The sequence below is a fragment of the Nocardioides xinjiangensis genome (assembly GCF_017916385.1).
GTDB lineage: Bacteria > Actinomycetota > Actinomycetes > Propionibacteriales > Nocardioidaceae > Nocardioides > Nocardioides xinjiangensis.
Genome location: NZ_JAFMSW010000001.1, coordinates 2,218,131 through 2,239,608 on the forward strand (window position 1 = coordinate 2,218,131; position 21,478 = coordinate 2,239,608).

Consider the following 21,478-nt stretch of genomic DNA (forward strand, 5'->3'; position numbering starts at 1 on the left):
GCAGACTGACGGCCCAGCCTCACCAGATCACCCCGGGAGCGCCCAGCGCCCCGGGGTGATCCGCGTCAGGAGCCGGTCGGCGACGAGGCCGGCCAGGCAGCGCTCGCGCTGCTCCGCGTCGGGCCAGGCCGCCTCCACCTGCGCTGCGTGGACGGAGTCGGCGTCCCGGGCCAGCGCGAGGATCCGGCCGCGGCACTGGCGGTCGGTGCCGGCCCACGCCTGGCCCCGGCGGGGCGGGCCGGCGTACGCGGGGAAGCCGGCGCCGCGCCACGCGCACAGGTCGGCGACCGGGCAGGCGTCGCACGCCGGCCGGCGTGCCGTGCACACCAGTGCGCCCAGCTCCATGGTCGCGACCGCCCACGTCGCGGCGGTCGCGGGGTCGTCGGGCAGCAGCGCGGTGGCGACCTCGCGCTCGGCCCGGGTGACCGCCGGTGCGGGCGCCTCCACCCCGGACACGGCCCTGGCCAGCACGCGGCGGACGTTGGTGTCGAGGACGACGTGCCGCTGCCCGAAGGCGAAGCTGGCGATCGCCGAGGCGGTGTAGTCCCCGACGCCGGGCAGCGCGAGCAGGTCGTCGTACGACGCCGGTACCTCGCCGCCGTGCCGGTCGACGATCGCCGTCGCGGCGGCGTGCAGGCGCAGCGCCCGGCGCGGGTAGCCCAGGCGCCCCCACATGCGCACCGCCTCTCCGGTCGCCTCGACGGCGAGGTCGGCAGGCGTGGGCCAGCGCTCCAGCCACGCGGCGTGGACGGGCAGGACCCGGACCACCGGAGTCTGCTGCAGCATGAACTCGCTGACCATCACCGACCACGGGGTGGCCGCCGGCTCCCGCCACGGCAGCTCGCGTGCGTGCTCGTCGTACCAGGCGAGCACGGGATCGTGCAGCGCGCTGGTGGGAGGGGCGTCCATCGCCCGCGATCGTAGGCGAGCCGGTGCGCCTCCGCCGAGACGGGCCGCTCGGTGCCTAGCCTGACCACATGCCGACGACCGTACGACCTCGTGGGCTGCTGCCGGCCCGGGTCTACTGGACCCGACGGCTCGTCGTGCTGGGCGTCCCGCTCCTCCTCGTCGTCGTGCTGGCCCGGGTGCTCGGCGGCTCCGGCGACGGCACAGACGACACGGCCGGTCGTGCCACCCAGGCCGGCGCCACGCTCGAGCAGTCGCTCACCGCGCCGACCGCTGGCCCGACGGCGCAGGTGGAGCCCGGCACGAAGGGGAAGCGCAAGGGCCGGCGCGCGGAGCTGACCGCACCGCCCGAGCCGGTGCTCGCCGAGCCCACCGGGCCGTGCACCCCGTCCGACATCGTCGCCACCCCGGCCATCACCTCGGTCGCCGGCGGCGCGGACATCCCCATCACGCTCAACCTGCGCACCGTCGTCACCGAGGCCTGCACGTGGCAGGCGTCGGCGGAGACGCTGACCGTGACCATCACCTCCGGCAGCGACCACATCTGGAGCAGCCGCGAGTGCCCCGCCTCGATCCCTCCGCAGGACGTCGTGGTCCGCCAGGCCGTCGACGCCCCGGTCGTCGTGACTTGGTCGGCGCGTCGCTCCGACGAGGGCTGCACGAAGTGGGCCGAATGGGCTCGGGTCGGGTTCTACCACGTCGAGGCGGCTGCGCTCGGTGGCGAGCCGACGGACGTGCAGTTCGAGCTGGTCCCGCGGCAGCCGGAGGTCATCACGAAGACCGTCGACCCGCAGCAGCAGGGCACCGGCGGCGGGAATGGCGACGGGAACGGCGGGCGCGGCGGGCGCGGCGACGGGAGCGGCGACACCGCCCATACGCCCGGCGAGGACGGCCAGGGCAACTCCGCCGGCTGAGCCCCCGAGCGGTGAGTGAGGCAGGTTCCCTCCGGTGAGGGCGGGCCTCGGTTCCGGCGGCGCCGGCGGGCGTCATGCGAAGGCGTACGTATGGGTGCGGGTTCGTATGACGCAGGCGCGGGCCGAGGCGGCGCCGGCGGGCGTGATGCGGAGGCGTACGTATGGGTGCGGGTTCGTATGACGCAAGCGCCGGCCCGAGGCGGGCGTGATGCGGAGGCGTACGTATGGGTGCGGGTTCGTATGACGCAGGGGCGGGGCCGGGGCGAGCGTCATGCGGAGGCGTACGTATGGGTGCGGGTTCGTATGACGCAGGAGCGACGGCGCGCGGCCGCGGCCGCCCGGCAGGGGCGGGCGTCAGATGTAGCGCTCGGTGATGCTCGACTCCGCGAGGCGGGACAGGCCCTCACGGACGCTGCGGGCGCGCAGCTCGCCGACGCCCTCGACGGCCTGCAGGTCGTCGATGCCGGCCGACAGCAGCTGCTGGAGACCGCCGAAGTGGTCGACGAGCCGGTCGACGACGGCCGCCGGGAGGCGCGGCACCTTGGCGAGGAGCCGGTAGCCGCGGGGCGCGACGGCGGCGTCGAGGTGCTCGGCACCCCCGAGACCGATGGTGCGGGCCACCGCAGCGGGGTCCACCAGCTCGGTCGGGGAGAGGCCCTCGAGCTCGGCGAGGTGCGACTCGGGGCTGGCCTGGCGGCGCCGACCGCCAGGGAGGTAGTCGCGGACCACGAGCTCGCGCTCGGCGTCGACCCCGGTGACGAGCTCCTCGAGCTGGAGCGACAGCAGCCGGCCGTCGGTGCCGAGCTCGAGGACGTAGTCCTCGATCTCCCGGGCGATGCGGATGACCATCTCGAGGCGCTGTGCCACGACGGCGACGTCGCGCACCGTGACGAGGTCCTCGATCTCCAGCGCCGACAGGGTCGCGGACACCTCGTCGAGGCGGAGCTTGTAGCGCTCCAGCGTGGCGAGGGCCTGGTTGGCGCGGGTGAGGATCTTGCCGGAGTCCTCGAGGACGTGGCGGATGTCGCCGACGTAGGCGGCGATGATCTGCATCGACTGCGACACCGAGATGACGGGGTGGCCGGTCTGCTTGGCCACCCGCTCCGCCGTGCGGTGCCGGGTGCCGGTCTCCTCCGACGGGATCGTGTGGTCGGGCATGAGGTGGACCGCGGCCCGGTGGATGCGGGTGAGGTCCTTGTCGACGACGATCGCGCCGTCCATCTTCGCCAGCTCGCGCAGGCCGGTGGCGGTGAAGGGGACGTCGAGGGTGAAGCCGCCGGTCGAGATCGAGTCGACGGTCTTGTCCTGGCCGAGCACGATGAGGGCGCCGGTGCGGCCGCGGAGGATCCGCTCCAGGCCGTCGCGCAGCGGCGTACCGGGTGCGATGGACGCCAGGGTCGCGCGCAGCCTCAGCTGCTCGTCGATGCGCTCGGCCACCGGTCCTCCACCTGCCGTCTCCTCGGCGCCCCGGTGCGCCATCGGGTGAAGTGTAGGGGTGGCGACCCCGGTGGGACGGATCCTTCCCAGCGGTCGGCCCCGCCGGGGCGGCAGGTGGGAGGCCGGCGGAGCCGCCGGGGGAGTGGCACGTCGGGGCGGCGGGTCAGAGCGGCGGGGTCAGCTCGAGGGTCAGCAGCGCCCCCACCACGTCGTCCACCTCGATGACGCGGAGGCCGTCGACCGTGCGGCGCGAGGGGATGCCGCGCTCGCTCGGCAGGGCGCGGCCGCGGGGGACCACCGCCACCTTGAAGCCGAGGCGCGAGGCCTCGGCGATGCGCTGGGGCAGGTCGCGGACGCGGCGGAGCTCGCCGGCCAGGCCGATCTCGCCGATGGCCACGGCGCCGCGCGGGGCGGCGATGCCGAGGTGGGAGCTCGCGACCGCCACCGCGATGGCCAGGTCGGCGGCCGGGTCGTGCAGCTTGGCACCGCCGACGGTCGCCACGAACGTGTCGCTGCCCGCGATGCGCAGCCGGGCGTGGCGCTGCAGGACCGCGAGCACCATGTCGACCCGCGAGGACTCCACGCCCGAGACGGTGCGTCGCGGGCGCTCGAGCGGCGATGGGGTGAGCAGTGCCTGCACCTCCGCGAGCAGCGGCCGGCGCCCCTCCATGGTCACGGCCACGCAGGTGCCGGAGACGTCCTGGGTGTGGTGCTCGACGAAGAGGCCGGTCGGGTCGGTGACGGCCTGGATGCCCTCCGAGGAGAGGTCGAAGCAGCCGATCTCGTCGACGGGGCCGTAGCGGTTCTTCATGGCCCGGACCATGCGGAAGCGCGAGTTGCGGTCGCCCTCGAAGTGGAGGACCACGTCGACGAGGTGCTCGAGCACGCGCGGGCCGGCGATGGAGCCGTCCTTGGTCACGTGGCCCACGATCATCGTGGTGATGTTGCGGGTCTTCGCCACGCGGATGAGCGCGGCGGCGACCTCCTTGACCTGGGTCACGCCGCCCGGGACGCCGTCGATCCCCGAGGCGCCGATCGTCTGGATCGAGTCGACGACCAGCAGGGTCGGCCGGACGTCCTCGATGTGCGTCAGCACCGCGCCGAGGTCGGTCTCCGCGGCGAGGAACAGCTCGTCGTGCACGCCGCCGGTGCGGTCGGCCCGCAGCCGCACCTGGGCGGCCGACTCCTCGCCGGTGACGTAGAGGGTGCGCTGGCGGGTGCGCGCGGTCTGCGCGGCCACCTCGAGCAGCAGCGTGCTCTTGCCCACGCCCGGCTCACCGGCCAGCAGGATGGCCGCGCCCGGCACCAGCCCGCCGCCCAGCACGCGGTCGAGCTCGGGCACCCCGCTGGCGCGTGCGACGGACTCGGTGACGGGCACCTGCGCGATCGGGACCGCCGGGGTGGACACCGGGCCGGCCGCCGCCCGCAGCGTGGGCGCACCGGCCTCGGCGACCGAGCCCCAGGCCTGGCACTCGCCGCAGCGGCCCACCCACTTCGCCGTCTCCCACCCGCACTCCGAGCAGCGGTAGGAGGGGCGGGCCTTGGCCTTCGTCGACATGGGCGCAACGCTAGGCGAGGCCACCGACAGCACGGGGACGGCGTACGCCGGCGCGCCGGAGACCCGCGCCGCTCGGACACGCGCCCGCGGAGGCGCTCGGCCACGCGTCCCCGCGCGGCCGCTCGACCTTTCCCGCGCTCCGTGCGGAGCGTCCCGCGTCGCCGGTCGGCGTCAGGCTTATGCTGACGCCGATCGGTCCAGGGCTCGGGAGGGGGAGGGATGGCTCGCAGCGAGCACCGCCCGGGCGGCCACCTACCGGTGACGCCGCCCACCCTCGCCGACGTGGCGGAGCGTGCCGGGGTCTCCCGCCAGACGGTCTCGAACGCCGTGAACAACCCCGACCTGCTGCGGCCCGACACCCTCGAGCGCGTGCGGCAGACGATCGCCGAGCTCGGCTACTCGCCCAACCGCGCGGCGCGCAACCTCCGCACCCGGACCTCGCAGCTCATCGGTCTGCGCTTCGGTGCCGTGCAGGAGGGCACCGCCAACGCCGCGATGGACCGCTTCGTGCACTCGCTGGTCGAGGCGAGCGAGGAGGCCGGCTACCACGTGCTGCTGTTCCCCGGCGACGACGAGGACCCGGTCGGGGGCTACGACAACCTGCTGCGCTCGACCGCCGTCGACGCGTTCGTCGTCACCGACACCTACCTGGGCAACCCCCAGGCGGCCTGGCTGAGCCAGCAGCGGGCGCCGTTCGTCGCCTTCGGCCGGCCGTGGGACGACGAGGGCGCGCGGCACGTGTGGGTCGACGTCGACGGGGCAGCCGGCATCGCGCTCGCCACCCAGCACCTCATCGACCGCGGCCACACCCGGATCGCGTGGATCGGCTGGCGCAAGGACTCCCCGATCGGCGAGGACCGCCGCTCCGGCTGGGTGCGCACCATGCACGCCAACGGGCTCTCCACCACCGGCCTCGCCTCCCGGGTCGAGGACGTCGTGCACAGCGGCGCCGAGGCAGCCGCCGTCCTCCTCGACGAGTCGCGCCCCACCGCCTTCGTGTGCGCCTCGGACACCCTCGCCATGGGGGTCCTGCACACGTTGTGGATCCGGCAGCTCGCCCCGGGGCGCGACATCGCCGTGGTCGGCTTCGACGACTCCCAGGTGGCGCAGGTCTACCCGGTCGGGCTCACGTCGGTGCGCCAGCCGCTGGAGGACGTGGCCGTCGAGATCGTCCGGACGCTCCGGGCGCTGCTGTCGCACCAGCCCGTCGTGACCCGCGGCGTCCTCCTCGAGCCGACGCTCGCGATCCGCGAGTCCAGCCAGCCCGAGCCGCCGCCGAGGACCTAGCCGGACTTCTTGTTGGACTTCCCGCCCTTCTTGCCCAGCTCGGACTGCGCGGCCGACGACTTGCGCGGGTTGGACTCGCCCTCCTTGCCGGCCTTGGCGTTCGCCTTCTTCGCCGTCTTGCTGCCCTTGCCCTTCTCCTCGGCCACGACTGGCTCCTCTCGACCGGTGCCGGTGCTCACCGACACCCACGAGGTACCCCGGGCCGGGGCCGGCATGTCGCTCAGAAGTGGCGCCACCACAGGTTGACCGCGTAGTCGACCTCGGTGCCGGTGTGCGAGGCCAGCGCCTCGTCGGCTGCCTGCGGAGGCAGCTCGATGCGCACGACCTTCTCGAGGTCCTCCCGGGTGGCGAAGGACCAGCCCATGTCGATCGGGCGGCGCCGCCAGCCGTGCGTCGACCAGAACCGTTCGACCGCGACGGGGTCGACCTCGGGGAAGCCGCGGCGGAACCAGCGGCCGAACGTCGACCTCGTCGGGTCGTTGTCGATCACGAACGCCGTGCCGCCGCGTCGCACGACTCGCTCCAGCTCGCGCAGCCCGGGCTCGGAGCCGGGGCCGAAGAAGTAGGCCCAGCGGGCGTGGGCCACGTCGACCGACGCGTCGGGGAGGGGCAGCGCCTGGGCGGTGCCCTCGAGCACGGTCACGTGCGCCAGCGACCGCGTACGACGTCGGGCGAGCGCGGCGAGCGGCGGGTGCGGCTCGACCCCGACGACCCGTGCCGCGTCGCGCGCCCAGACCGGCAGGTGGAACCCGCTGCCGCAGCCGACGTCCAGGACGGTGCGCCCGGTCCAGTCGCCGATCTCGCGCATGGCCGTGGCGATGCGGTCGTGCGGGTCGGCCGCGCGGTTCTCGAGCTCGTAGAGCTCGGGGGTGTTCCAGATGTTGGGTGAGGGCCGCGCCCTCACCGTCAGATCCGGACCAGGCCGTGCGGGGTCTGGATCTGCACGGCGACGATCCCGGGGGTGCCGTTGGGGGCGACCCACTCGACCTTGACGTCCTCCAGGGGCGCCTCGACCGTCTCGCCGAGCCACTCGCTGACCCGCTGCGGGTCGCCGGCGATCTCCAGGCACGCCAGCGAGTAATCGCCCGTGGCGCCCGCGCTGGGGTGCATCTCCGACGGCGACTGCCACTGGATGAAGAACGGCAGCTGCGGGTCGGAGATCAGGCCGTTCACGCCGATCTGCTGCCACACCAGCTCGGTGCCGTCGGGACGGTGCCGGTTGCCCTTGACGGCCTCGCGGCCCAGGCGTGCCTCGATCGGGGCGATGTCGTCGACGGAGACGACCCAGCCCATCCAGCCGCCGCCGAGCGCGGAGCGGGCACGGACGGCTTGGCCGAAGGGAGCCTTGTCGCTGGCCGGGTGGTCGAGCACCTCGACGATCTCGAAGTAGGTGTCGCCCGCCAGCGGCAGGATCATGTTGCGGGTGCCGAATCGTGGGTGGACGCCGCCGTCCATGAAGTGCGTGCCGAGCAGCCCCCCGATGCGCTGGGCGGTGCTGGCGAGTCCATCAGGTCCGGCGGCGAAGCTGACGTGGTCCAGGCGCATGAACAGATTGTGAGCCTGTTCGCCCCGGATGTGGACATCGGGGTGGTGTTCTCTTGATGTCAAGAGGTGCCGGCGAGCCGGAGGAGCAGGTCTCGCACGTCCGTGGCCGGCACCGAGCCCGCGACCGCGCCGGGGGTGCTGCACACCAGCATCGGACCGCCGGCCGGGTCCTTCGGCAGGCGCCCGTGGGTGCCCCGGACCGGGGAGGGGTCGAGCGGGACGACCTTCATCGCGTAGCGCAGCCCGGCCATCTTCCTGGCCAGCGTCAGGCCCGCCTTGAGCTTGACCGCCTTGTCCTCGGGGTCGAAGAAGAGCTCGGCGGGGTCGTAGCCGGGCTTGCGGTGGATCTCCACGCCGCGCGCGAAGTCGGGCGCGCGCGCGTCGTCGAGCCAGTAGTAGTAGGTGAACCAGGCCGTCTCGTCGGCCACCAGGACCAGGTCGCCGGAGCGCTCGTGGTCGAGGCCGTACGCCGCCTGGCCCGCGCGGTCGAGCACCTCGTCGACGCCCGGGAGGTCGGCGCAGAGGGCGCGGACCCGCTCGAGGTCGGAGGGGTCGTCCACGTAGACGTGCGCGACCTGGTGGTCCGCGACCGCGAAGGCGCGGGAGGTCCACGGGTCGAGGTACTCCATGCCGTCCTGGGTGTAGACCTCGAGCAGGCCGTTGCGCCGCAGCATGCGGTTGACGTCCACCGGCTGGTCGGCGGCGGTGATGCCGTACTCCGACAGCACGAGCGCGGTGACGCCGGTCCGCTCGGCGTCGTCGAGCAGCGGGGCCAGGGCCGCGTCGACGTCGCGTGCGGCCTGTCGGGCCTGCGGCGAGTCGGGGCCGAAGCGCTGGAGGTCGTAGTCGAGGTGCGGGACGTAGCAGAGGGTGAGGTCGCTGCGCGGCATCAGCCGGCGGGTGGCGGCGATGATCCACTCGCTCGACGCGATCGAGGCGGTCGGCCCCCAGTAGGTGAACAGCGGGAACTCGCCGAGCTCGCCGACCAGCTCGTCGTGCAGCTCCGGCGGGCGGGTGTAGCAGTCGGGTGCCTTCTTGCCGTCGGCGTAGTAGATGGGTCGCGGGGTGACCGTGTAGTCGGTCGTCGCGCCCATGGCGTACCACCAGCAGACGTTGGCGACGGTGTAGTCGGGGTGCTCGCGCCGGATCGTCTCCCACACCTTCTCGCCCTCGACGAGCTTGTTGTGCTGGCGCCAGAGGAACACCTCGCCCAGCTCGCGGAAGTACCAGCCGTTGCCGACCGCCCCGTGGCCCGACGGCGGCTGCCCGGTGAGGAACGTCGACTGCACCGAGCAGGTGACGGCCGGGAGGATCGGCTCCAGCGTCGCCTGAGAGCCCTGGTCGGCGAGGCGGCGCAGCCGCGGCATGTGGGTGAGCAGGTCGGGGGTGAGGCCGACGAGGTCGACGACGAGCAGCTTGGGGTGGGCCACGGTGACGTCCTGTTCTGGTGGTTCCGGGGTGGTCTGTCGGGGTGCGGGGCGGGTGCTCAGTCGATCGGGGTGAGGCCGAGCCCGACGAGCTCGTCGCGCACCCAGGCGAGCTCGGCGGCGAGCCCGGTTGCGAGCGCGTCGTCGTCGGCGGGCGCGCCGTCGGGGAGCACGGACCACGTGTAGGTCTCGACCTCGAGGTGGTCGGTGCGGGCGGTGTCGCCGCCGAGGAGCGCCGCGAGCGACTGCCGGAGCTCCGCGCGGCTGTTGCGCAGCGGCGCCGCGGGGTCGGCGTGGACCGGCACGTGGAAGTGCACGCGCCACGGGGAGCGGTCGTCGAGCGGTCGCTGGCCCTCGAGGGCGTCGGGGAGGTCGTCGCGGGCCGCGAGACGGCTGCCCGCCCGCTGGCGTACCTGGTGAAGGAACCGGTCCTCGGAGTACGCCGTCAACGCGGCGCGCGCCTCCGGGTCGGCCGGGTCCTCCACCACCAGCGCGGCGGCGGGCTGGACCTTGACGACGTCGAGGCCGGCGGCGTCGAGCCGGGCCAGGGCGTCCGTGGCGTCCTCGAAGCCCACGGCGAGGTGGCAGAGGTCCAGGCAGACCCCGATGCGCTCGCGGTCGGCGGAGTCGAGCCGCTCGACGGCCTCGGCGATCGTCTCGATGACGCAGCCCGGCTCGGGCTCGAAGGCGACCCGGATGGTGCGGCCGGTGTCGGCCTCGATGGCGGCGAGCCCCTCGGCCAGCAGCTTCAGGTGCAGCTCGGCGTGCGCCTGGCGGTCGGCGAGCCACGGGGCGCGCCAGGCGAGGGGGAGCGTCGAGATGCTGCCGCGGGCGGCGTCCTCGGGCAGCAGCGCGGCGAGCACGCGGGCGACGTCGAGGGTGTAGTCGAGGCGGGCCTGCTCGGCCCACGTCGGGTGGTAGACGCGCTTCTTGACGACCTCGTCCTGGAACGCCGAGTAGGGGAACGCGTTGAGGGTGACCATCTCGACGCCGTGCGCCTCGATCGCCTCGCGCAGCCGCTGCACCTCGCCGAGGTCGGCGGCGAGCCGGTGCGCGGCGGCGGCCGGCAGCCACATGCCCAGCCCGACGCGGTCGGTGTCGAGGTGACGGCGGAGGCGGTCGCCGTACGTGCCGACCTGGGCGATGAGCCCGTCGACGTCCTCCGCGGGCAGCACGTTGGTGCCGTAGCCGAGGTGCACGACGGTCCCGTCGGGGTGACGCAGCCGCATCGCGATCAGTCCCGCGAGCCGCGCAGGATGGAGTTGCCCTCGAAGGTGGCCGAGGCGTCGGTGGCGGCGCCCTCGTCGTCGAGGAGCAGCCGGCCGCTCTGCCCGAAGAACTCCACGGGGTTGCGCCACAGCACCCGGTCGACGTCGTCCTCGCTGAAGCCGGCCTCGAGCATCGCGGCGCCGGTCTTGGCGGTCTTGAGCGGGTCGCTGCGGCCCCAGTCGGCGGCGGAGTTGACCAGCACGCGGTCGAGGCCGCGGCGCTGGAGGATGGCGACCATCCGGTGCTCGTCCATCTTGGTGTCGGGGTAGATCGAGAAGCCCATCCAGCAGCCGGCCTGGTCGACCTGGTCCACGGTGACCTCGTTGAGGTGGTCGACGACGACCATGCCCGGCGCGAGACCGGAGTCGGCGACGAGCTCGAGGGTGCGGCGGGTGCCCTGCTCCTTGTCGCGGTGCGGGGTGTGCACCATGGCCGGCAGCTCGAACTCGACCGCCAGCTCGAGCTGCCGGACGAACGCCTTCTCCTCCTCCACGGTCATGGAGTCGAAGCCGACCTCGCCCACCGCGACCACGCCGTCCTTGGCGAGGTAGCGCGGGAGGACCTCGAGCACCTCGGTGCACCGCGGGTCGTTGGCCTCCTTCGGGTTGAGCGCGATCGTGCAGTGGTGCGCGATGCCGAACTGCGACGCCCGGAACCGCTCCCACCCGACGAGGGCGTCGAAGTAGTCGGTGAAGGACCCGACGCTGGTGCGGGGCTGGCCGAGCCAGAACGCCGGCTCGACCAGGGCGCGCACGCCCGCGGCGTGCATGGCCTCGTAGTCGTCGGTCGTGCGCGAGGTCATGTGGATGTGCGGGTCGAAGATGCGCATCAGGGCTCCATCGGGTCGGGCTCGGGTCCGGCGTGGGGTTCGGGCATCGGGGCGCGCGTCAGGGTCGGGGCGGGGCGGCCGCAGAGGCGTCGAGGACGGCCTGCACGTCCGGGGGCACGTCGCGACCGGCCGCCTCGCGCTCGCGGCGGTAGCGCTGCACCATCTCGGCGAGCTCGCGGTCGGCCCGCGCGGCGAGCCCCGTCACGGCCGACACCGGGACGCCGGTGAACAGGCACTTGAGGACGCCCTGGCGCCAGGCGTCGTCATCCAGGCGGTCGCTGTGCGCCCCCATGGCGGCGGCCACGAGGCGGGTGTCGTTGGTGCGCAGCGCGTCGAGCAGCAGGTCGCTGCCGTCGAGCTGACCCGGTGGCGCGGCCTCGACGCCGTTGAGGGCGTGCAGCACGGCCCGCTTCTCGTCGCTGTCGCCGTAGCGGTAGACCTCCCGGAGCTCGGCGAGCAGCGCGGAGGCGTCGAGGGACCTCGCGGCCTCCCGCACCAGCTCCACGCGTACGGCGTCCTCGATGAGCACGCCGTCGGCGCCGGGGAGCGGCCCGCGGGCGGTCCTGCGTGCCGCCGCCGGGAAGGCGCGGCCGAGGCGGGACGGATCGTCGGCGACCTCCGCGGTGAGGTCGTCCAGCTGGGCCCGCCCGCGGTCGTCGAGCGCGGCCCGGATGGTGTCGTGGTCGGCCAGGGGCCGGATCTCGGTCATGGTGTACGCCCTTCGGCCGGGGTCGGAGCAGCGCCGCTGATGCGGTCGAGCGACGCGCGCAGCGCCGCGATCTGGCGGGCGGCCACGGCCGGCGCCGCATGCGAGTGGCGCGGCAGCTCGACGCTCGCCAACCCGTCGAAGCCGGTGGCGAGGAGGGCGCGCAGGACCGCGTCGAGGTCGAGCGTCCCCGTGCCGAGCTCGAGGTGCTCGTGCACGTCGCGCACCATGTCGTCGACCTGCACGTTGCCGATCAGCTCGCCGGCGAGGGCCACCGACGCCTCGGGGCTGCGCGGCTCGTTGCAGACCAGGTGTCCCAGGTCCAGGGTCAGGCGCAGGTGCTCGGGCTCCCCGAGGCGGCGGCGCAGGTCGAGCGCCTCGTCCACCGTGTCGACGTGCATGCCGGGCTCCGGCTCGAAGCAGACGGTCACGTCGAGCTCGTGGGCGAGCTCGAGGACGGGGCCGAGGCCGTCGAGCAGACGCCTCCAGCCCTCATCGCCGGTCACGCCCTCGGGCAGCACCCCCGACCAGCACGACATCGCCTCGGCGCCCAGGTCGGCGGCGATGCGCACGGCGCGGGTCAGCAGCTCGATGCGGGGGCCGCGGTCACCGTCGCTGACCAGCGTGGGCTCGTGCTTGCGCCACGGGTCGAGGACGTAGCGCGATCCGGTCTCGATGACGACGGCGAGACCGTGCTCGGCGAGCGTCGCGGCGGCACGGGAGGTCTGCGCGGCGGCGTCGTGGGCGAAGGGGTCGAGGTGCGGCTGGTCCAGCGTCAGCGCGACGCCGTCGTAGCCGAGCCCCGCGATCACCGCGCACGCGTCGGGCAGGCGGTGGCCGGAGAAGCCGTTGGTGCCGTAGCCGAGCCGCAGCGCGTGTCCCGGCGAGGTCACGTCGGGCTCCAGCGGCGCGAGAGCGAGCGGTAGGCCGGTCCGGCGCCCACGACCGCCGCAGCCGCGGCGAGCCGGCCGCGTCGGGCGAGCCAGGCGCCTTGGAGCAGCGAGAAGCCGCCGATGCCGGTGCGGGTGGCGGTGCGGACCGCGTCGGCGGTGGGGTCGGCCGCGGCCCGCGCCTGGGCACGGCCGACGACGACGGCGTACGCCGCCGCGAGCCCGACGCCGGCGAGGCGGGCGGCCCGCCCGGCGTCACGGTCGTGGTGGGCGGCGTGGGCGGTCGCCGCCGCGACGGCGAGGGTGCCGGCCGTCACCGCCGCGGCGATGCCGGGCCGGGTGCCATGCACCTCGCCGCGGCTGAGCCAGGTCAGGCCGGCGGTGTGGGCGGTCATCGCGAGGGCGGGCTGCCACGCGGCCGCCGGCGAGGCGTGGGCGCCGAGGAGGACGTCGAGGCCGCGGGTGGACGCCATGGCGAGCGGGCCGACCGGCGCGTCCTTGGCGGCCGCGTCGTAGGCGACGACCATCATCGCCAGCGGAGCGCCGATGGCCACGGCGGAGCGCCCGCCGAGCAGCGCGGCCGTGCCGAGCCCCGCGGCGCCCAGGCCTGCGGCGATGCCGAGCGCCGCAGCGGGCGTGACGCGACCGGAGGGGATCGGGCGCTCGGGGCGCTCCCGCGCGTCGACCTCCCGGTCGCACCAGTCGTTGAAGGCCATTCCCGACCAGTAGAGGCACGTCGACGCGAGCGGCATCGCCCAGCCCCGGCCGCCGGCGCCGTGGGCGGCACCCGACCAGGCGTCACCGGGGATGGAGAACGCGGCCGGCGCGCGGGTCAGCTCGACCAGGTCGGCGACCCTCACCCGGACACCCGCTCGGCACACTCGTGCGACCACGCGAGCAGCGTCTCCCACTGCTGGGCGAGGCGGTGCTCCTGCGAGCCGAGGGGCGACTTGAAGAAGAAGCCGAGCGCGGCCAGCGGCCCCGTCTCGCCGACGGCCACGGCGCGCCCCGTCAGGCGCGCGAGGTCGAGCACGAGCGGTGCGGCGAGGGCCGAGTCGCAACCCTCCCACGTGAAGTGCATGGTCATCCGCGTGCCCAGGAAGCCGTCGAAGCGGATGTGGTCCCAGGCGGTCTTCCAGTCGCCGAGGTCCTCGACGTAGTCGATGTGCATCGGACCGGGGACCTCGTGGCCCAGCATCGCCTCGAGCCCCGAGCGCTTCGTGCCGGTCTTGCTGGAGCGCGCGGCGGGGTCCGACAGGGTCGAGCCGTCACCGCCGCCGAGCAGGTTGATCGAGGTCCACGAGCGCACGGCGAGCGAGCGCGTGGAGAACATCGGAGCGAGGGCGGACTTCACCAGCGTCTCGCCGGTCTTGCCGTCGCTGCCCGCGAACGGCAGGCCGCACCGGTCCGCCAGCTCGCGCAGCGCGGGGACGTCCATGCCGGGGCTCGGGGTGAAGGAGACGTAGGGCGCGCCGGCGAGGAGCGCCGCGCAGGCATAGGCGGAGCTGGGGGACAGCGGTGCGCGTCCGGCCGCCCAGGCGGCCTCGAGGTCGGCCCACGTGGCGGCGTCCGCACCGGCGTCGTGGGGCGGCTCGGTGCTCGACACGTCGATGACCACCACCCGGTCGACGGTGGCGGCGAACTCGCGGATGTCGGCCGCGAGCCGCTCGACGTCGGCGCGCTGGTCGGCGGACTCGCCGAGGCGTACGCCGGCACGCAGGCGCGCCTCCGTGGCCTCGAGGTCGGGGCCGACCTGCTGCACGAGGACGCCGGGCACGACTCCTCCGGCCACGAGCCGCTCGGCCTGCTTGCTGAGCGGGACGGTGCCGACGTCGTGGCCGCCGACGACGATGTCGCCCCAGGCGGCGAGCCCGCGCCCGTCGAGGTCGGGGTGGGCGGTGACGCAGCCGGTCTCGTCGGTCAGGCGGCCCGCGAGCGCCGCCAGGCCGATGGTCGCCGTGGTCGCCAGCGAGCCACGGGCGCCGACGAACCAGATGCCGAGCGAGCCGGCGCCGGCGTCGGAGGGAAGGGGGGCCGAGGAGGTGGAGGGGGATGCCACTGGTCGAAGGTAATGCACGTCACAACCACTTTCCAACGGCGGGTCCGGAACTTTTGTCGGCAGACGGTCAAAAGTGGCGGGGGTCCGCCGGGTGGAGGGCGAGCGCCGAACGAGAGCGCACGTGGGCCTCGCAGTGGCGGACCAGCTCGGCGTACCCCTCGGGTCCCATCAGCTCGACCAGCTCGGCGTCGTGGGTGAGGTAGACCGGCTCGACCGCGACGTGCGCCTCGGTGTTGCCCGAGCAGTACCAGTCGAGGTCGTGGCCGCCCGGCCCCCACCCCCGACGGTCGTACTCGCCGATGGAGACCTCGGTGTACGACGTGCCGTCCTGCCGCTCGACGCTGCGGAACTGGCGTCGGATCGGCAGCTGCCAGCACACGTCGGGCTTGGTCTCGAGGGGGTTCCTGCCCTGGCGCAGGGCGAGCCCGTGGAGGGCGCACCCGGCGCCGCCCGGGCCGACGGAGGGCCCGAAGTCGGGGCGGTTCTGGAAGACGCACGCCCGCTGGCCGTCGTGCTCGAGGGTGGACGTCTTGCGCTCGCCGTCCTCGTCGACCTCGACCCAGTCGGCCTTCCCCACCGCGCGACGCGGGTGGAACTGCCAGTCGTCGGGCGTGAGCTGGGCGACGAAGCCGGCGACCCTTTCCTCGTCGTCGCTGTCGGCGAAGTGCGCCCCGAGCGTGCAGCACCCGACGTCGGGGGCGTCGGCGTAGATGCCCTGGCAGCCGCGGCCGAAGATGCAGGTGTAGGCGGACGTCAGCCACGTCAGGTCGCAGCGGAAGACCTGGGTCTCGTCGGCGGGATCAACGAACTCGACGAACGCGCGAGGGAAGACCAGGTCGACTTCGGGCACTCGATCACCCTAGTAGCGTGGCGGGCATGCGCCTTGGCGTCCTCGACATCGGCTCCAACACCGGCCACCTGCTGGTGGTGGATGCGCACGGCGGCGCCGCCCCGCTCCCGGCCTCCTCGCACAAGCAGCCGCTCCGCCTCGCCGAGCACCTCGACCGCGACGGCGCGGTCACCGCCAAGGGCGTCGAGGCGCTCACCGACTTCTGCGCCTCGGCGACGGAGATCGCCGAGGACAAGGGCTGTGAGGAGATGCTGGGCTTCGCGACCTCCGCGGTGCGCGACGCGGTGAACTCCGACGAGGTGCTGGCGCACGTCGAGGAGCACAGCGGGGTGCGGCTCGAGGTCCTCTCGGGCGAGGACGAGGCGCGGCTGACCTTCCTCGCCGTACGCCGCTGGTTCGGCTGGTCGGCCGGCCGCCTGGCGGTGTTCGACATCGGCGGCGGGTCGCTGGAGATCGCCGGCGGCACCGACGAGGCCCCCGACGTGGCCTGGTCGCTACCGCTCGGCGCGGCCCGGTTGGCGCGCGCGTGGTTCGACGGCGGCAGGCCGTCGGAGGAGCAGGTCAAGGACCTGCGCAAGCAGATCCGCGCCGAGATCGCCCGCGACGCCGGTCACCTGCTGCGCCCCGGCGTACCCGATCGGGCCGCCGCTACCTCCAAGACGTTCCGCTCGCTCGCCCGCATCTGCGGCGCCGCGCCCAGCGGTGACGGCCCCCTCGTGCCGCGGGTCCTCGAGCACGAGACGCTGTCGGGCTGGATCCCGAAGCTCATGGAGCTGTCCTCCGACGAGCTCGCCGAGCTGCCGGGCGTCTCGCCGAGCCGTACGCACCAGATCGTCCCGGGCGCGCTGGTGGCCGAGGCGTGCATGGACATCTTCGACCTGGGCGAGCTGGAGATCTGCCCGTGGGCGCTGCGCGAGGGCGTCATCCTCGAGCGGCTCGACCGGATCTCCGTCGTGACGAGGCCGCGCTGACGATGGGTGCCACGCCGCTGGTCGGCCTCTCCACCGCCTCGGTCTACCCCGAGTCGACGGCGCACGCCTTCGGGTGGGCGGCGCAGCTGGCCTACGACGCCGTGGAGGTGATGGTCGGCATCGACTCCCTGAGCCAGCAGGTCGACGCGGTGAGGAGGCTCAGCGAGCACCACGAGGTGCCGGTCTGCGCCGTGCACGCCCCGTGCCTGCTGTTCACGCAGCGGGTGTGGGGCACCGACCCGTGGGTCAAGCTGGAGAAGTCGGCCGAGATGGCCGCGACCGTCGGCGCCGACGTGGTCGTCGTGCACCCGCCGTTCCGGTGGCAGAAGGACTACGCCGCCGGCTTCGTCGAGGGCATCGCCTCGCTGGAGGCGCGCACCGGCATCGCCTTCGCCGTGGAGAACATGTACCCCTGGCGGGCCTCGTCGCGGCGCGGCATGGAGATGTACCTCCCCGGCTGGGATCCGAGCGACGAGGCGTACGCGAACACCACGATCGACCTCTCGCACGCCGCCATCGCGCGCAGCGACGTCATCGCGATGGCCGCCCGGATGGGCGACCGCCTGCGCCACGTGCACCTCACGGACGGCAGCGGGTCCGCCAAGGACGAGCACCTCGTGCCGGGCCGCGGCATCATGCGGGCGGCGGAGCTCCTCGAGCACCTCGCCGGCTCGGGCTTCTCCGGCCACGTCGTGCTGGAGATCAACACCCGACGCGCGGCCGACCGGGCCGAGCGCGAGGCCGACCTGGTGGAGTCGCTGGAGTTCGCCCGGTCGCACCTGGGCGTGACCACGCCATGAGCCGCCCGTGAGCCGCCCGTGAGCACGCGCGCGTCGCGCGGACGACGCCCGGGCGCACCCGACACCCGCGCCGAGGTGCTGGCCGCTGCGCGCACGTCGTTCGCCGAGAGGGGCTTCCGCGGCACGACCATCCGCGCCGTCGCGGCCTCCGCCGGCGTCGACCCCGCCCTGGTGCACCACTACTTCGGCACCAAGGACGACCTCTTCGTCGCCGCGCTGGAGATCCCCGTCGACCCGCGCGAGGTCCTGGCGCCCGTCGTGGCCGCCGGACCCGACGGCGCGGGCGAACGGCTGCTGCGCACCTTCCTCGGCGTGTGGGACGACCCGCAGGTCCAGCCCGGGCTGCTCGCCGTGGTCCGCTCGGTCGTCGCCGACGACAGCGGCGGACTGGTCCGCGAAGGGTTCATCCCGGTCGTGGTGGGACCCGTCCTGGCCGGCCTGGTGCCCGACCGGCCCGAGGTGCGGGTGCCGCTCGTGGCCAGCCAGATGGTCGGGCTCATCGTCACCCGCTACGTCCTCGCGCTCCCGCCGATGGCGCAAATGCCGGCCGAGGACGTGGTGGCCCGGGTGGGGCCGGTGCTGCAGCACTACCTCACCGGCGACCTGCCCTGACGCTCGTACGACGCCTGTTGCTGGGGCGGTGCCCCCTGCCGGAGGCCTGCCCGGAGCGGTGCGTGAGACATGTTTTGCGCCGCCCGAACCTGCGCCACGCACCGCTCGGCTGTCGTCCGCCGCTGCGGCGGTGCGTGAGACACGTCCCCAGCCCGCAGAACCTGCGTCACGCACCGCTCGCCCTGCAGGCACGCCCGGGGCGGTGCGTGAGACACGTTCCGGCCTGCCAGAACCTGCGCCACGCACCGCTGGGCTGTCGATGCTTGCTGGAGCGGTGCGTGAGGCACGTTCCGAGCCCCAGAACCTGCGTCACGCACCGCTCGCCCTGCAGGCCCAGCTGGAGCGGTGCGTGCGACATGTTTCGCGCCCGCAGAACCTGCGTCACGCACCGCTCGGCCTGCAGGCACGCCCGGGGCGGTGCGTGAGACATGTTTTGCGCCCGCAGAACCTGCGTCACGCACCGCTCGGCCTGCAGGCACGCCCGGGGCGGTGCGTGAGACACGTTCTCAACCCGCAGAACCTGCGTCACGCACCGCTCGAAGGGTTGACGGCGCCCACCCGCCGGCGCACAATTCAACACATGACGAAAAACGTCGTGCAAGTGCGAGACCTCGTGGTCGTGCGGGGCGGTCGCGAGGTGCTGCCGGGCGTCTCGCTCGACGTGCCGGCGGGGGTCACCGGTCTGCTCGGCCCGAGCGGGTGCGGGAAGACCACGCTGATGCGCTGCCTCGTCGGCGCCCAGCGCGTCCGGTCGGGAACGGTCGAGGTGCTCGACGAGCCGGCCGGCAGCCCGCCGCTGCGGACGCGCGTCGGCTACGTCACCCAGGCCGCGAGCGTCTACGACGACCTGACGGTGGCGGAGAACCTCGCCTTCTTCTCGCGCGTCCTCGGCGTCGGCCGCGACGCGGTGGACGAGGCCGTCGCGGCGGTCGGGCTCGATGACCACCGCCACCAGGTGGTCGGCCGGCTGTCCGGCGGCCAGCGCAGCCGCGCCAGCCTGGCGGTCGCCCTGCTGGGTACGCCGGACCTGCTGGTGCTCGACGAGCCGACGGTCGGCCTCGACCCGGTGCTCCGCCGCGACCTGTGGGCGCTGTTCCACCGCATCGCCGACGGCGGAGCGGCCGTCCTGGTCTCCAGCCACGTCATGGACGAGGCGGAGCGCTGCCACCGGCTGCTGCTCATGCGTGGGGGACGGATCATCGCCGACGGCTCACCCGCCGAGATCCGCGACCGCACCGGCGCCGCGGACGTCGAGCAGGCGTTCCTCCGCCTCGTCGAGGGGCGGGAGGAGGCCGCATGAGCCCGCGCGTCACGCTCGCCGTCGCCGGCCGGGTGCTCACCCAGGTCCGCCGCGACCACCGCACGCTCGCGATGCTGATGGTCGTCCCGTGCGCGCTCATCAGCCTGCTGTGGTGGATGTTCGAGGACCTCCCGGGCGACCTCTTCGACCGCTTCGGGCCCGGCCTGCTGGCGATGTTCCCCTTCATCGTGATGTTCCTCGTGACCAGCGTGACCACCCTGCGCGAGCGGTCGTCCGGCACCCTCGAGCGGCTGTTGACGATGCCGCTGGGGCGGCTTGACCTCCTGCTCGGCTACGCCCTCGCCTTCGGCCTGCTCGCCGCCGTGCAGTCGGCGGTGGCCGTGGGGGTCAGCGTCGGGCTGCTCGGCCTCGAGGTCTCGGGGCCGGTCTGGCTGCTCGGCGTCGTGGCCGTCGCCGACGCCGTCCTCGGCACCGCGCTCGGGCTGCTGGTGAGCGCCTTCGCCACCACGGAGTTCCAGGCGGTGCAGTTCATGCCGGCGTTCGTGCTGCCGCAGGTCCTGCTGTGCGGGCTGTTCGTGCCGCGCGACGCCATGCCCGGGGTGCTGGAGGTGGTCAGCGACGCGCTGCCGCTGTCGTACGCCGTCGACGCGATGCAGGAGCTCGTCGGAGCGGCCGACGCGGGCCGGGTGTGGCGCGACGTCCTCGTCGTGGCCTGCTTCGCGCTGGCCGCGCTGGGCCTGGGATCGGCGACGCTCAGGCGCCGGACGCCCTGACCCGGCTGAACAGCCACGCGGCGGCCGCGAAGAGGGCGGCGTACATGACGGTCAGCATCACGACGTCCACCACCGACGCGGCCACGTCGTCGGTGGCCACCATGCCGATCGCGACGGCGCCGGCGACCACTGTCGTGACGGCTGCGGCGCCGAGGGCGAGCACCATCCCGCGGGGCCGGAAGCGCGTCGACACGGCGACGACCAGGGCGACCACGGGCGCTGCGAGGTAGACGGCGTCGCGGTCGCCGTCGCCGACGATGCCGAGGGCGCCGATGCCGAACAGCAGGAACAGGACGGTGGCGAGGGACACGCCCGTCGCGAGGGCGTAGCGGGAGCTCGGGGTCATGCCCCACACGCTAGGAGCGGACCGGGCCGCAGGGGGTGGAGGAGGTGTGAAGGTACGGTCGAGGTTCGGCGTAGCCTTCGGGACATGTCGTTGCTCCGCCAGCCGATCCTCCTCCTCGCGCGCAGCCAGGGGGTCAAGAAGCTCGTCTCGACCATGCCCGTCTCGAGCGGCATCGTCACCAGCTACGTCCCCGGCGAGACCACGGCCGACGCCGTCGAGGCGACGCGCGCGCTGCTGGACGACGGCCTGCGGGTGACCCTGGACTACCTCGGCGAGGACACCACCGACGCCGCGCGCGCCGAGGCCACCGTCGCGGCCTACAAGGAGCTCCTGGCCGACCTGGCGACCCAGGGGCTGTCGGCGCACGCCGAGGTGTCGGTCAAGCTCAGCGCCATCGGTCAGTTCCTCCCCGACAACGGCCACAAGGTCGCGCTGGAGAACGCCCGCGACATCTGTCGCGCCGCCCGCAACGCCGGCACCACGGTGACCCTCGACATGGAGGACCACACCACCACCGACTCCACGCTCGCCATCCTGCGCGAGCTGCGCAAGGACTTCCCCGAGACCGGCGCCGTCCTGCAGGCGATGCTGCACCGCACCGAGGCCGACTGCCGTGCGCTGGCCTACGAGGGCTCGCGCGTGCGGCTGTGCAAGGGCGCCTACATGGAGCCCGAGGAGGTCGCCTTCCAGGACAGGCTCGACATCGACAAGTCCTACGTCCGCTGCCTCAAGGTGCTGCTCGAGGGACAGGGCTACCCCATGGTCGCCACCCACGACCCGCGGATGGTCCAGATCGCGTCGTCGCTGGCCAGCCGGTTCGGCCGCCGCCCCGGCACCTACGAGTTCCAGATGCTCTACGGCATCCGTCCCGAGGAGCAGAAGCGCCTCGCCGCCGCGGGCGAGACCGTGCGGGTCTACATCCCGTACGGCACCGAGTGGTACGGCTACCTCATGCGGCGCCTGGCCGAGAAGCCCCAGAACCTCGCCTTCTTCGCGCGGTCGCTCGTCTCCAAGAAGTAGGCGACGCCCGCCGGCGCC

23 protein-coding genes are annotated in these 21,478 nt (G+C 74.0%); 8 read left to right on the forward strand and 15 right to left on the reverse strand.

The features are described 5' to 3' along the window. Positions 1-27: 27 nt before the first annotated feature. Positions 28-909 (reverse strand): A/G-specific adenine glycosylase, encoded by an 882-nt coding sequence (locus J3P32_RS10430; RefSeq protein WP_210439699.1) that lies wholly within the window; start codon positions 907-909, stop codon positions 28-30. A 68-nt stretch (positions 910-977) separates the two neighbouring features. Between J3P32_RS10430 and J3P32_RS10435 the strand changes: the two genes are divergently transcribed. Further along, a complete protein-coding gene (locus J3P32_RS10435; protein ID WP_210439700.1) occupies positions 978-1,820 on the forward strand; it encodes a hypothetical protein in 843 nt (280 codons plus the stop codon). Between the two features lie 354 nt (positions 1,821-2,174). Here the strand turns inward: J3P32_RS10435 and disA are convergent, their stop codons facing one another. Both disA and radA read right to left on the reverse strand, forming a co-directional pair. Further along, complete coding sequence (gene disA, locus J3P32_RS10440) at positions 2,175-3,299, reverse strand: DNA integrity scanning diadenylate cyclase DisA (protein ID WP_210439701.1); 1,125 nt, start codon at positions 3,297-3,299, stop codon at positions 2,175-2,177. A 121-nt stretch (positions 3,300-3,420) separates the two neighbouring features. Then, the gene (radA, locus tag J3P32_RS10445; RefSeq protein WP_210439702.1) at positions 3,421-4,815 is read right to left on the reverse strand and encodes a DNA repair protein RadA; all 1,395 of its coding nucleotides are present in this window, start codon (positions 4,813-4,815) and stop codon (positions 3,421-3,423) included. A gap of 219 nt (positions 4,816-5,034) precedes the next feature. Between radA and J3P32_RS10450 the strand changes: the two genes are divergently transcribed. Continuing rightward, complete coding sequence (locus J3P32_RS10450; RefSeq protein ID WP_210439703.1) at positions 5,035-6,102, forward strand: LacI family DNA-binding transcriptional regulator; 1,068 nt, start codon at positions 5,035-5,037, stop codon at positions 6,100-6,102. On the opposite strand, the gene J3P32_RS10455 is transcribed toward J3P32_RS10450, so the two are convergent. The 11 genes from J3P32_RS10455 to J3P32_RS10505 all read right to left on the reverse strand — a co-directional run bounded on the left by J3P32_RS10455 (position 6,099) and on the right by J3P32_RS10505 (position 15,677). Beyond that, positions 6,099-6,248 carry a hypothetical protein gene (locus J3P32_RS10455; RefSeq protein ID WP_210439704.1) on the reverse strand — a complete coding sequence of 50 codons (150 nt, stop codon included), beginning with the start codon at positions 6,246-6,248 and terminating at the stop codon, positions 6,099-6,101. The genes J3P32_RS10450 and J3P32_RS10455 overlap by 4 nt on opposite strands. Positions 6,249-6,322: 74 nt before the next feature. Then, positions 6,323-7,006, reverse strand: coding sequence for a class I SAM-dependent methyltransferase (locus J3P32_RS10460; protein ID WP_307861652.1), 684 nt, complete (start codon positions 7,004-7,006; stop codon positions 6,323-6,325). Positions 7,007-7,008: 2 nt separating this feature from the next. After that, positions 7,009-7,647, reverse strand: a complete 639-nt coding sequence (locus J3P32_RS10465) for a VOC family protein (RefSeq protein ID WP_210439705.1) — start codon at positions 7,645-7,647, stop codon at positions 7,009-7,011. 59 nt (positions 7,648-7,706) lie between these two features. Then, entirely contained in the window at positions 7,707-9,077 is a 1,371-nt protein-coding gene (locus tag J3P32_RS10470) for an alkaline phosphatase family protein (protein WP_210439706.1), read from the reverse strand. A 56-nt stretch (positions 9,078-9,133) separates the two neighbouring features. Beyond that, positions 9,134-10,303, reverse strand: coding sequence for a metabolite traffic protein EboE (gene eboE, locus J3P32_RS10475; RefSeq protein WP_210439707.1), 1,170 nt, complete (start codon positions 10,301-10,303; stop codon positions 9,134-9,136). A 5-nt stretch (positions 10,304-10,308) separates the two neighbouring features. Next, positions 10,309-11,172: a TatD family hydrolase gene (locus tag J3P32_RS10480; protein ID WP_210439708.1), complete on the reverse strand. Its 864-nt coding sequence runs from the start codon at positions 11,170-11,172 to the stop codon at positions 10,309-10,311. Between the two features lie 58 nt (positions 11,173-11,230). Then, entirely contained in the window at positions 11,231-11,881 is a 651-nt protein-coding gene (locus J3P32_RS10485; protein ID WP_210439709.1) for an EboA domain-containing protein, read from the reverse strand. After that, entirely contained in the window at positions 11,878-12,771 is an 894-nt protein-coding gene (locus J3P32_RS10490; RefSeq protein ID WP_307861653.1) for a sugar phosphate isomerase/epimerase family protein, read from the reverse strand. Before J3P32_RS10490 ends, J3P32_RS10485 begins: the two co-directional genes overlap by 4 nt. Continuing rightward, positions 12,768-13,628: an SCO3242 family prenyltransferase gene (locus tag J3P32_RS10495; RefSeq protein WP_210439710.1), complete on the reverse strand. Its 861-nt coding sequence runs from the start codon at positions 13,626-13,628 to the stop codon at positions 12,768-12,770. Before J3P32_RS10495 ends, J3P32_RS10490 begins: the two co-directional genes overlap by 4 nt. Continuing rightward, positions 13,625-14,827, reverse strand: a complete 1,203-nt coding sequence (locus J3P32_RS10500) for an inositol-3-phosphate synthase (RefSeq protein ID WP_210439711.1) — start codon at positions 14,825-14,827, stop codon at positions 13,625-13,627. Before J3P32_RS10500 ends, J3P32_RS10495 begins: the two co-directional genes overlap by 4 nt. A 67-nt stretch (positions 14,828-14,894) precedes the next feature. After that, positions 14,895-15,677: a hypothetical protein gene (locus J3P32_RS10505; RefSeq protein ID WP_210439712.1), complete on the reverse strand. Its 783-nt coding sequence runs from the start codon at positions 15,675-15,677 to the stop codon at positions 14,895-14,897. A gap of 26 nt (positions 15,678-15,703) precedes the next feature. On the opposite strand from J3P32_RS10505, the gene J3P32_RS10510 reads away from it, so the two are divergent. The 5 genes from J3P32_RS10510 to J3P32_RS10530 all read left to right on the forward strand — a co-directional run bounded on the left by J3P32_RS10510 (position 15,704) and on the right by J3P32_RS10530 (position 20,094). Then, positions 15,704-16,648, forward strand: coding sequence for a Ppx/GppA phosphatase family protein (locus J3P32_RS10510; protein ID WP_210439713.1), 945 nt, complete (start codon positions 15,704-15,706; stop codon positions 16,646-16,648). A 2-nt stretch (positions 16,649-16,650) separates the two neighbouring features. Then, entirely contained in the window at positions 16,651-17,448 is a 798-nt protein-coding gene (locus J3P32_RS10515; protein WP_210439714.1) for a sugar phosphate isomerase/epimerase family protein, read from the forward strand. 18 nt (positions 17,449-17,466) lie between these two features. Beyond that, positions 17,467-18,060, forward strand: a complete 594-nt coding sequence (locus tag J3P32_RS10520) for a TetR/AcrR family transcriptional regulator (RefSeq protein WP_210439715.1) — start codon at positions 17,467-17,469, stop codon at positions 18,058-18,060. 580 nt (positions 18,061-18,640) lie between these two features. Then, positions 18,641-19,360, forward strand: a complete 720-nt coding sequence (locus tag J3P32_RS10525; RefSeq protein ID WP_210439716.1) for an ABC transporter ATP-binding protein — start codon at positions 18,641-18,643, stop codon at positions 19,358-19,360. Next, positions 19,357-20,094 (forward strand): ABC transporter permease, encoded by a 738-nt coding sequence (locus J3P32_RS10530; protein ID WP_210439717.1) that lies wholly within the window; start codon positions 19,357-19,359, stop codon positions 20,092-20,094. The genes J3P32_RS10525 and J3P32_RS10530 overlap by 4 nt, the downstream gene beginning before the upstream one ends. Here J3P32_RS10530 and J3P32_RS10535 read toward each other — a convergent pair. Next, complete coding sequence (locus J3P32_RS10535) at positions 20,075-20,440, reverse strand: hypothetical protein (RefSeq protein WP_210439718.1); 366 nt, start codon at positions 20,438-20,440, stop codon at positions 20,075-20,077. The two genes, J3P32_RS10530 and J3P32_RS10535, sit on opposite strands and share 20 nt — an antisense overlap. A gap of 84 nt (positions 20,441-20,524) precedes the next feature. Here J3P32_RS10535 and J3P32_RS10540 point away from each other — a divergent pair, with 84 nt between their 5' ends. Further along, a complete protein-coding gene (locus J3P32_RS10540) occupies positions 20,525-21,460 on the forward strand; it encodes a proline dehydrogenase family protein (RefSeq protein ID WP_246850039.1) in 936 nt (311 codons plus the stop codon). Positions 21,461-21,478: the final 18 nt, after the last annotated feature.

Bases quoted from the DNA above. Each gene is read 5' to 3' on its own strand.
- J3P32_RS10430 (WP_210439699.1), bottom strand. From the start codon at position 909: ATGGACGCCCCTCCCACCAGCGCGCTGCACGATCCCGTGCTCGCCTGG.
- J3P32_RS10435 (WP_210439700.1), top strand. From the start codon at position 978: ATGCCGACGACCGTACGACCTCGTGGGCTGCTGCCGGCCCGGGTCTAC.
- disA (WP_210439701.1), bottom strand. From the start codon at position 3,299: ATGGCGCACCGGGGCGCCGAGGAGACGGCAGGTGGAGGACCGGTGGCC.
- radA (WP_210439702.1), bottom strand. From the start codon at position 4,815: ATGTCGACGAAGGCCAAGGCCCGCCCCTCCTACCGCTGCTCGGAGTGC.
- J3P32_RS10450 (WP_210439703.1), top strand. From the start codon at position 5,035: ATGGCTCGCAGCGAGCACCGCCCGGGCGGCCACCTACCGGTGACGCCG.
- J3P32_RS10465 (WP_210439705.1), bottom strand. From the start codon at position 7,647: ATGCGCCTGGACCACGTCAGCTTCGCCGCCGGACCTGATGGACTCGCC.
- eboE (WP_210439707.1), bottom strand. From the start codon at position 10,303: ATGCGGCTGCGTCACCCCGACGGGACCGTCGTGCACCTCGGCTACGGC.
- J3P32_RS10480 (WP_210439708.1), bottom strand. From the start codon at position 11,172: ATGCGCATCTTCGACCCGCACATCCACATGACCTCGCGCACGACCGAC.
- J3P32_RS10485 (WP_210439709.1), bottom strand. From the start codon at position 11,881: ATGACCGAGATCCGGCCCCTGGCCGACCACGACACCATCCGGGCCGCG.
- J3P32_RS10510 (WP_210439713.1), top strand. From the start codon at position 15,704: ATGCGCCTTGGCGTCCTCGACATCGGCTCCAACACCGGCCACCTGCTG.
- J3P32_RS10515 (WP_210439714.1), top strand. From the start codon at position 16,651: ATGGGTGCCACGCCGCTGGTCGGCCTCTCCACCGCCTCGGTCTACCCC.
- J3P32_RS10525 (WP_210439716.1), top strand. From the start codon at position 18,641: ATGACGAAAAACGTCGTGCAAGTGCGAGACCTCGTGGTCGTGCGGGGC.
- J3P32_RS10530 (WP_210439717.1), top strand. From the start codon at position 19,357: ATGAGCCCGCGCGTCACGCTCGCCGTCGCCGGCCGGGTGCTCACCCAG.
- J3P32_RS10535 (WP_210439718.1), bottom strand. From the start codon at position 20,440: ATGACCCCGAGCTCCCGCTACGCCCTCGCGACGGGCGTGTCCCTCGCC.
- J3P32_RS10540 (WP_246850039.1), top strand. From the start codon at position 20,525: ATGTCGTTGCTCCGCCAGCCGATCCTCCTCCTCGCGCGCAGCCAGGGG.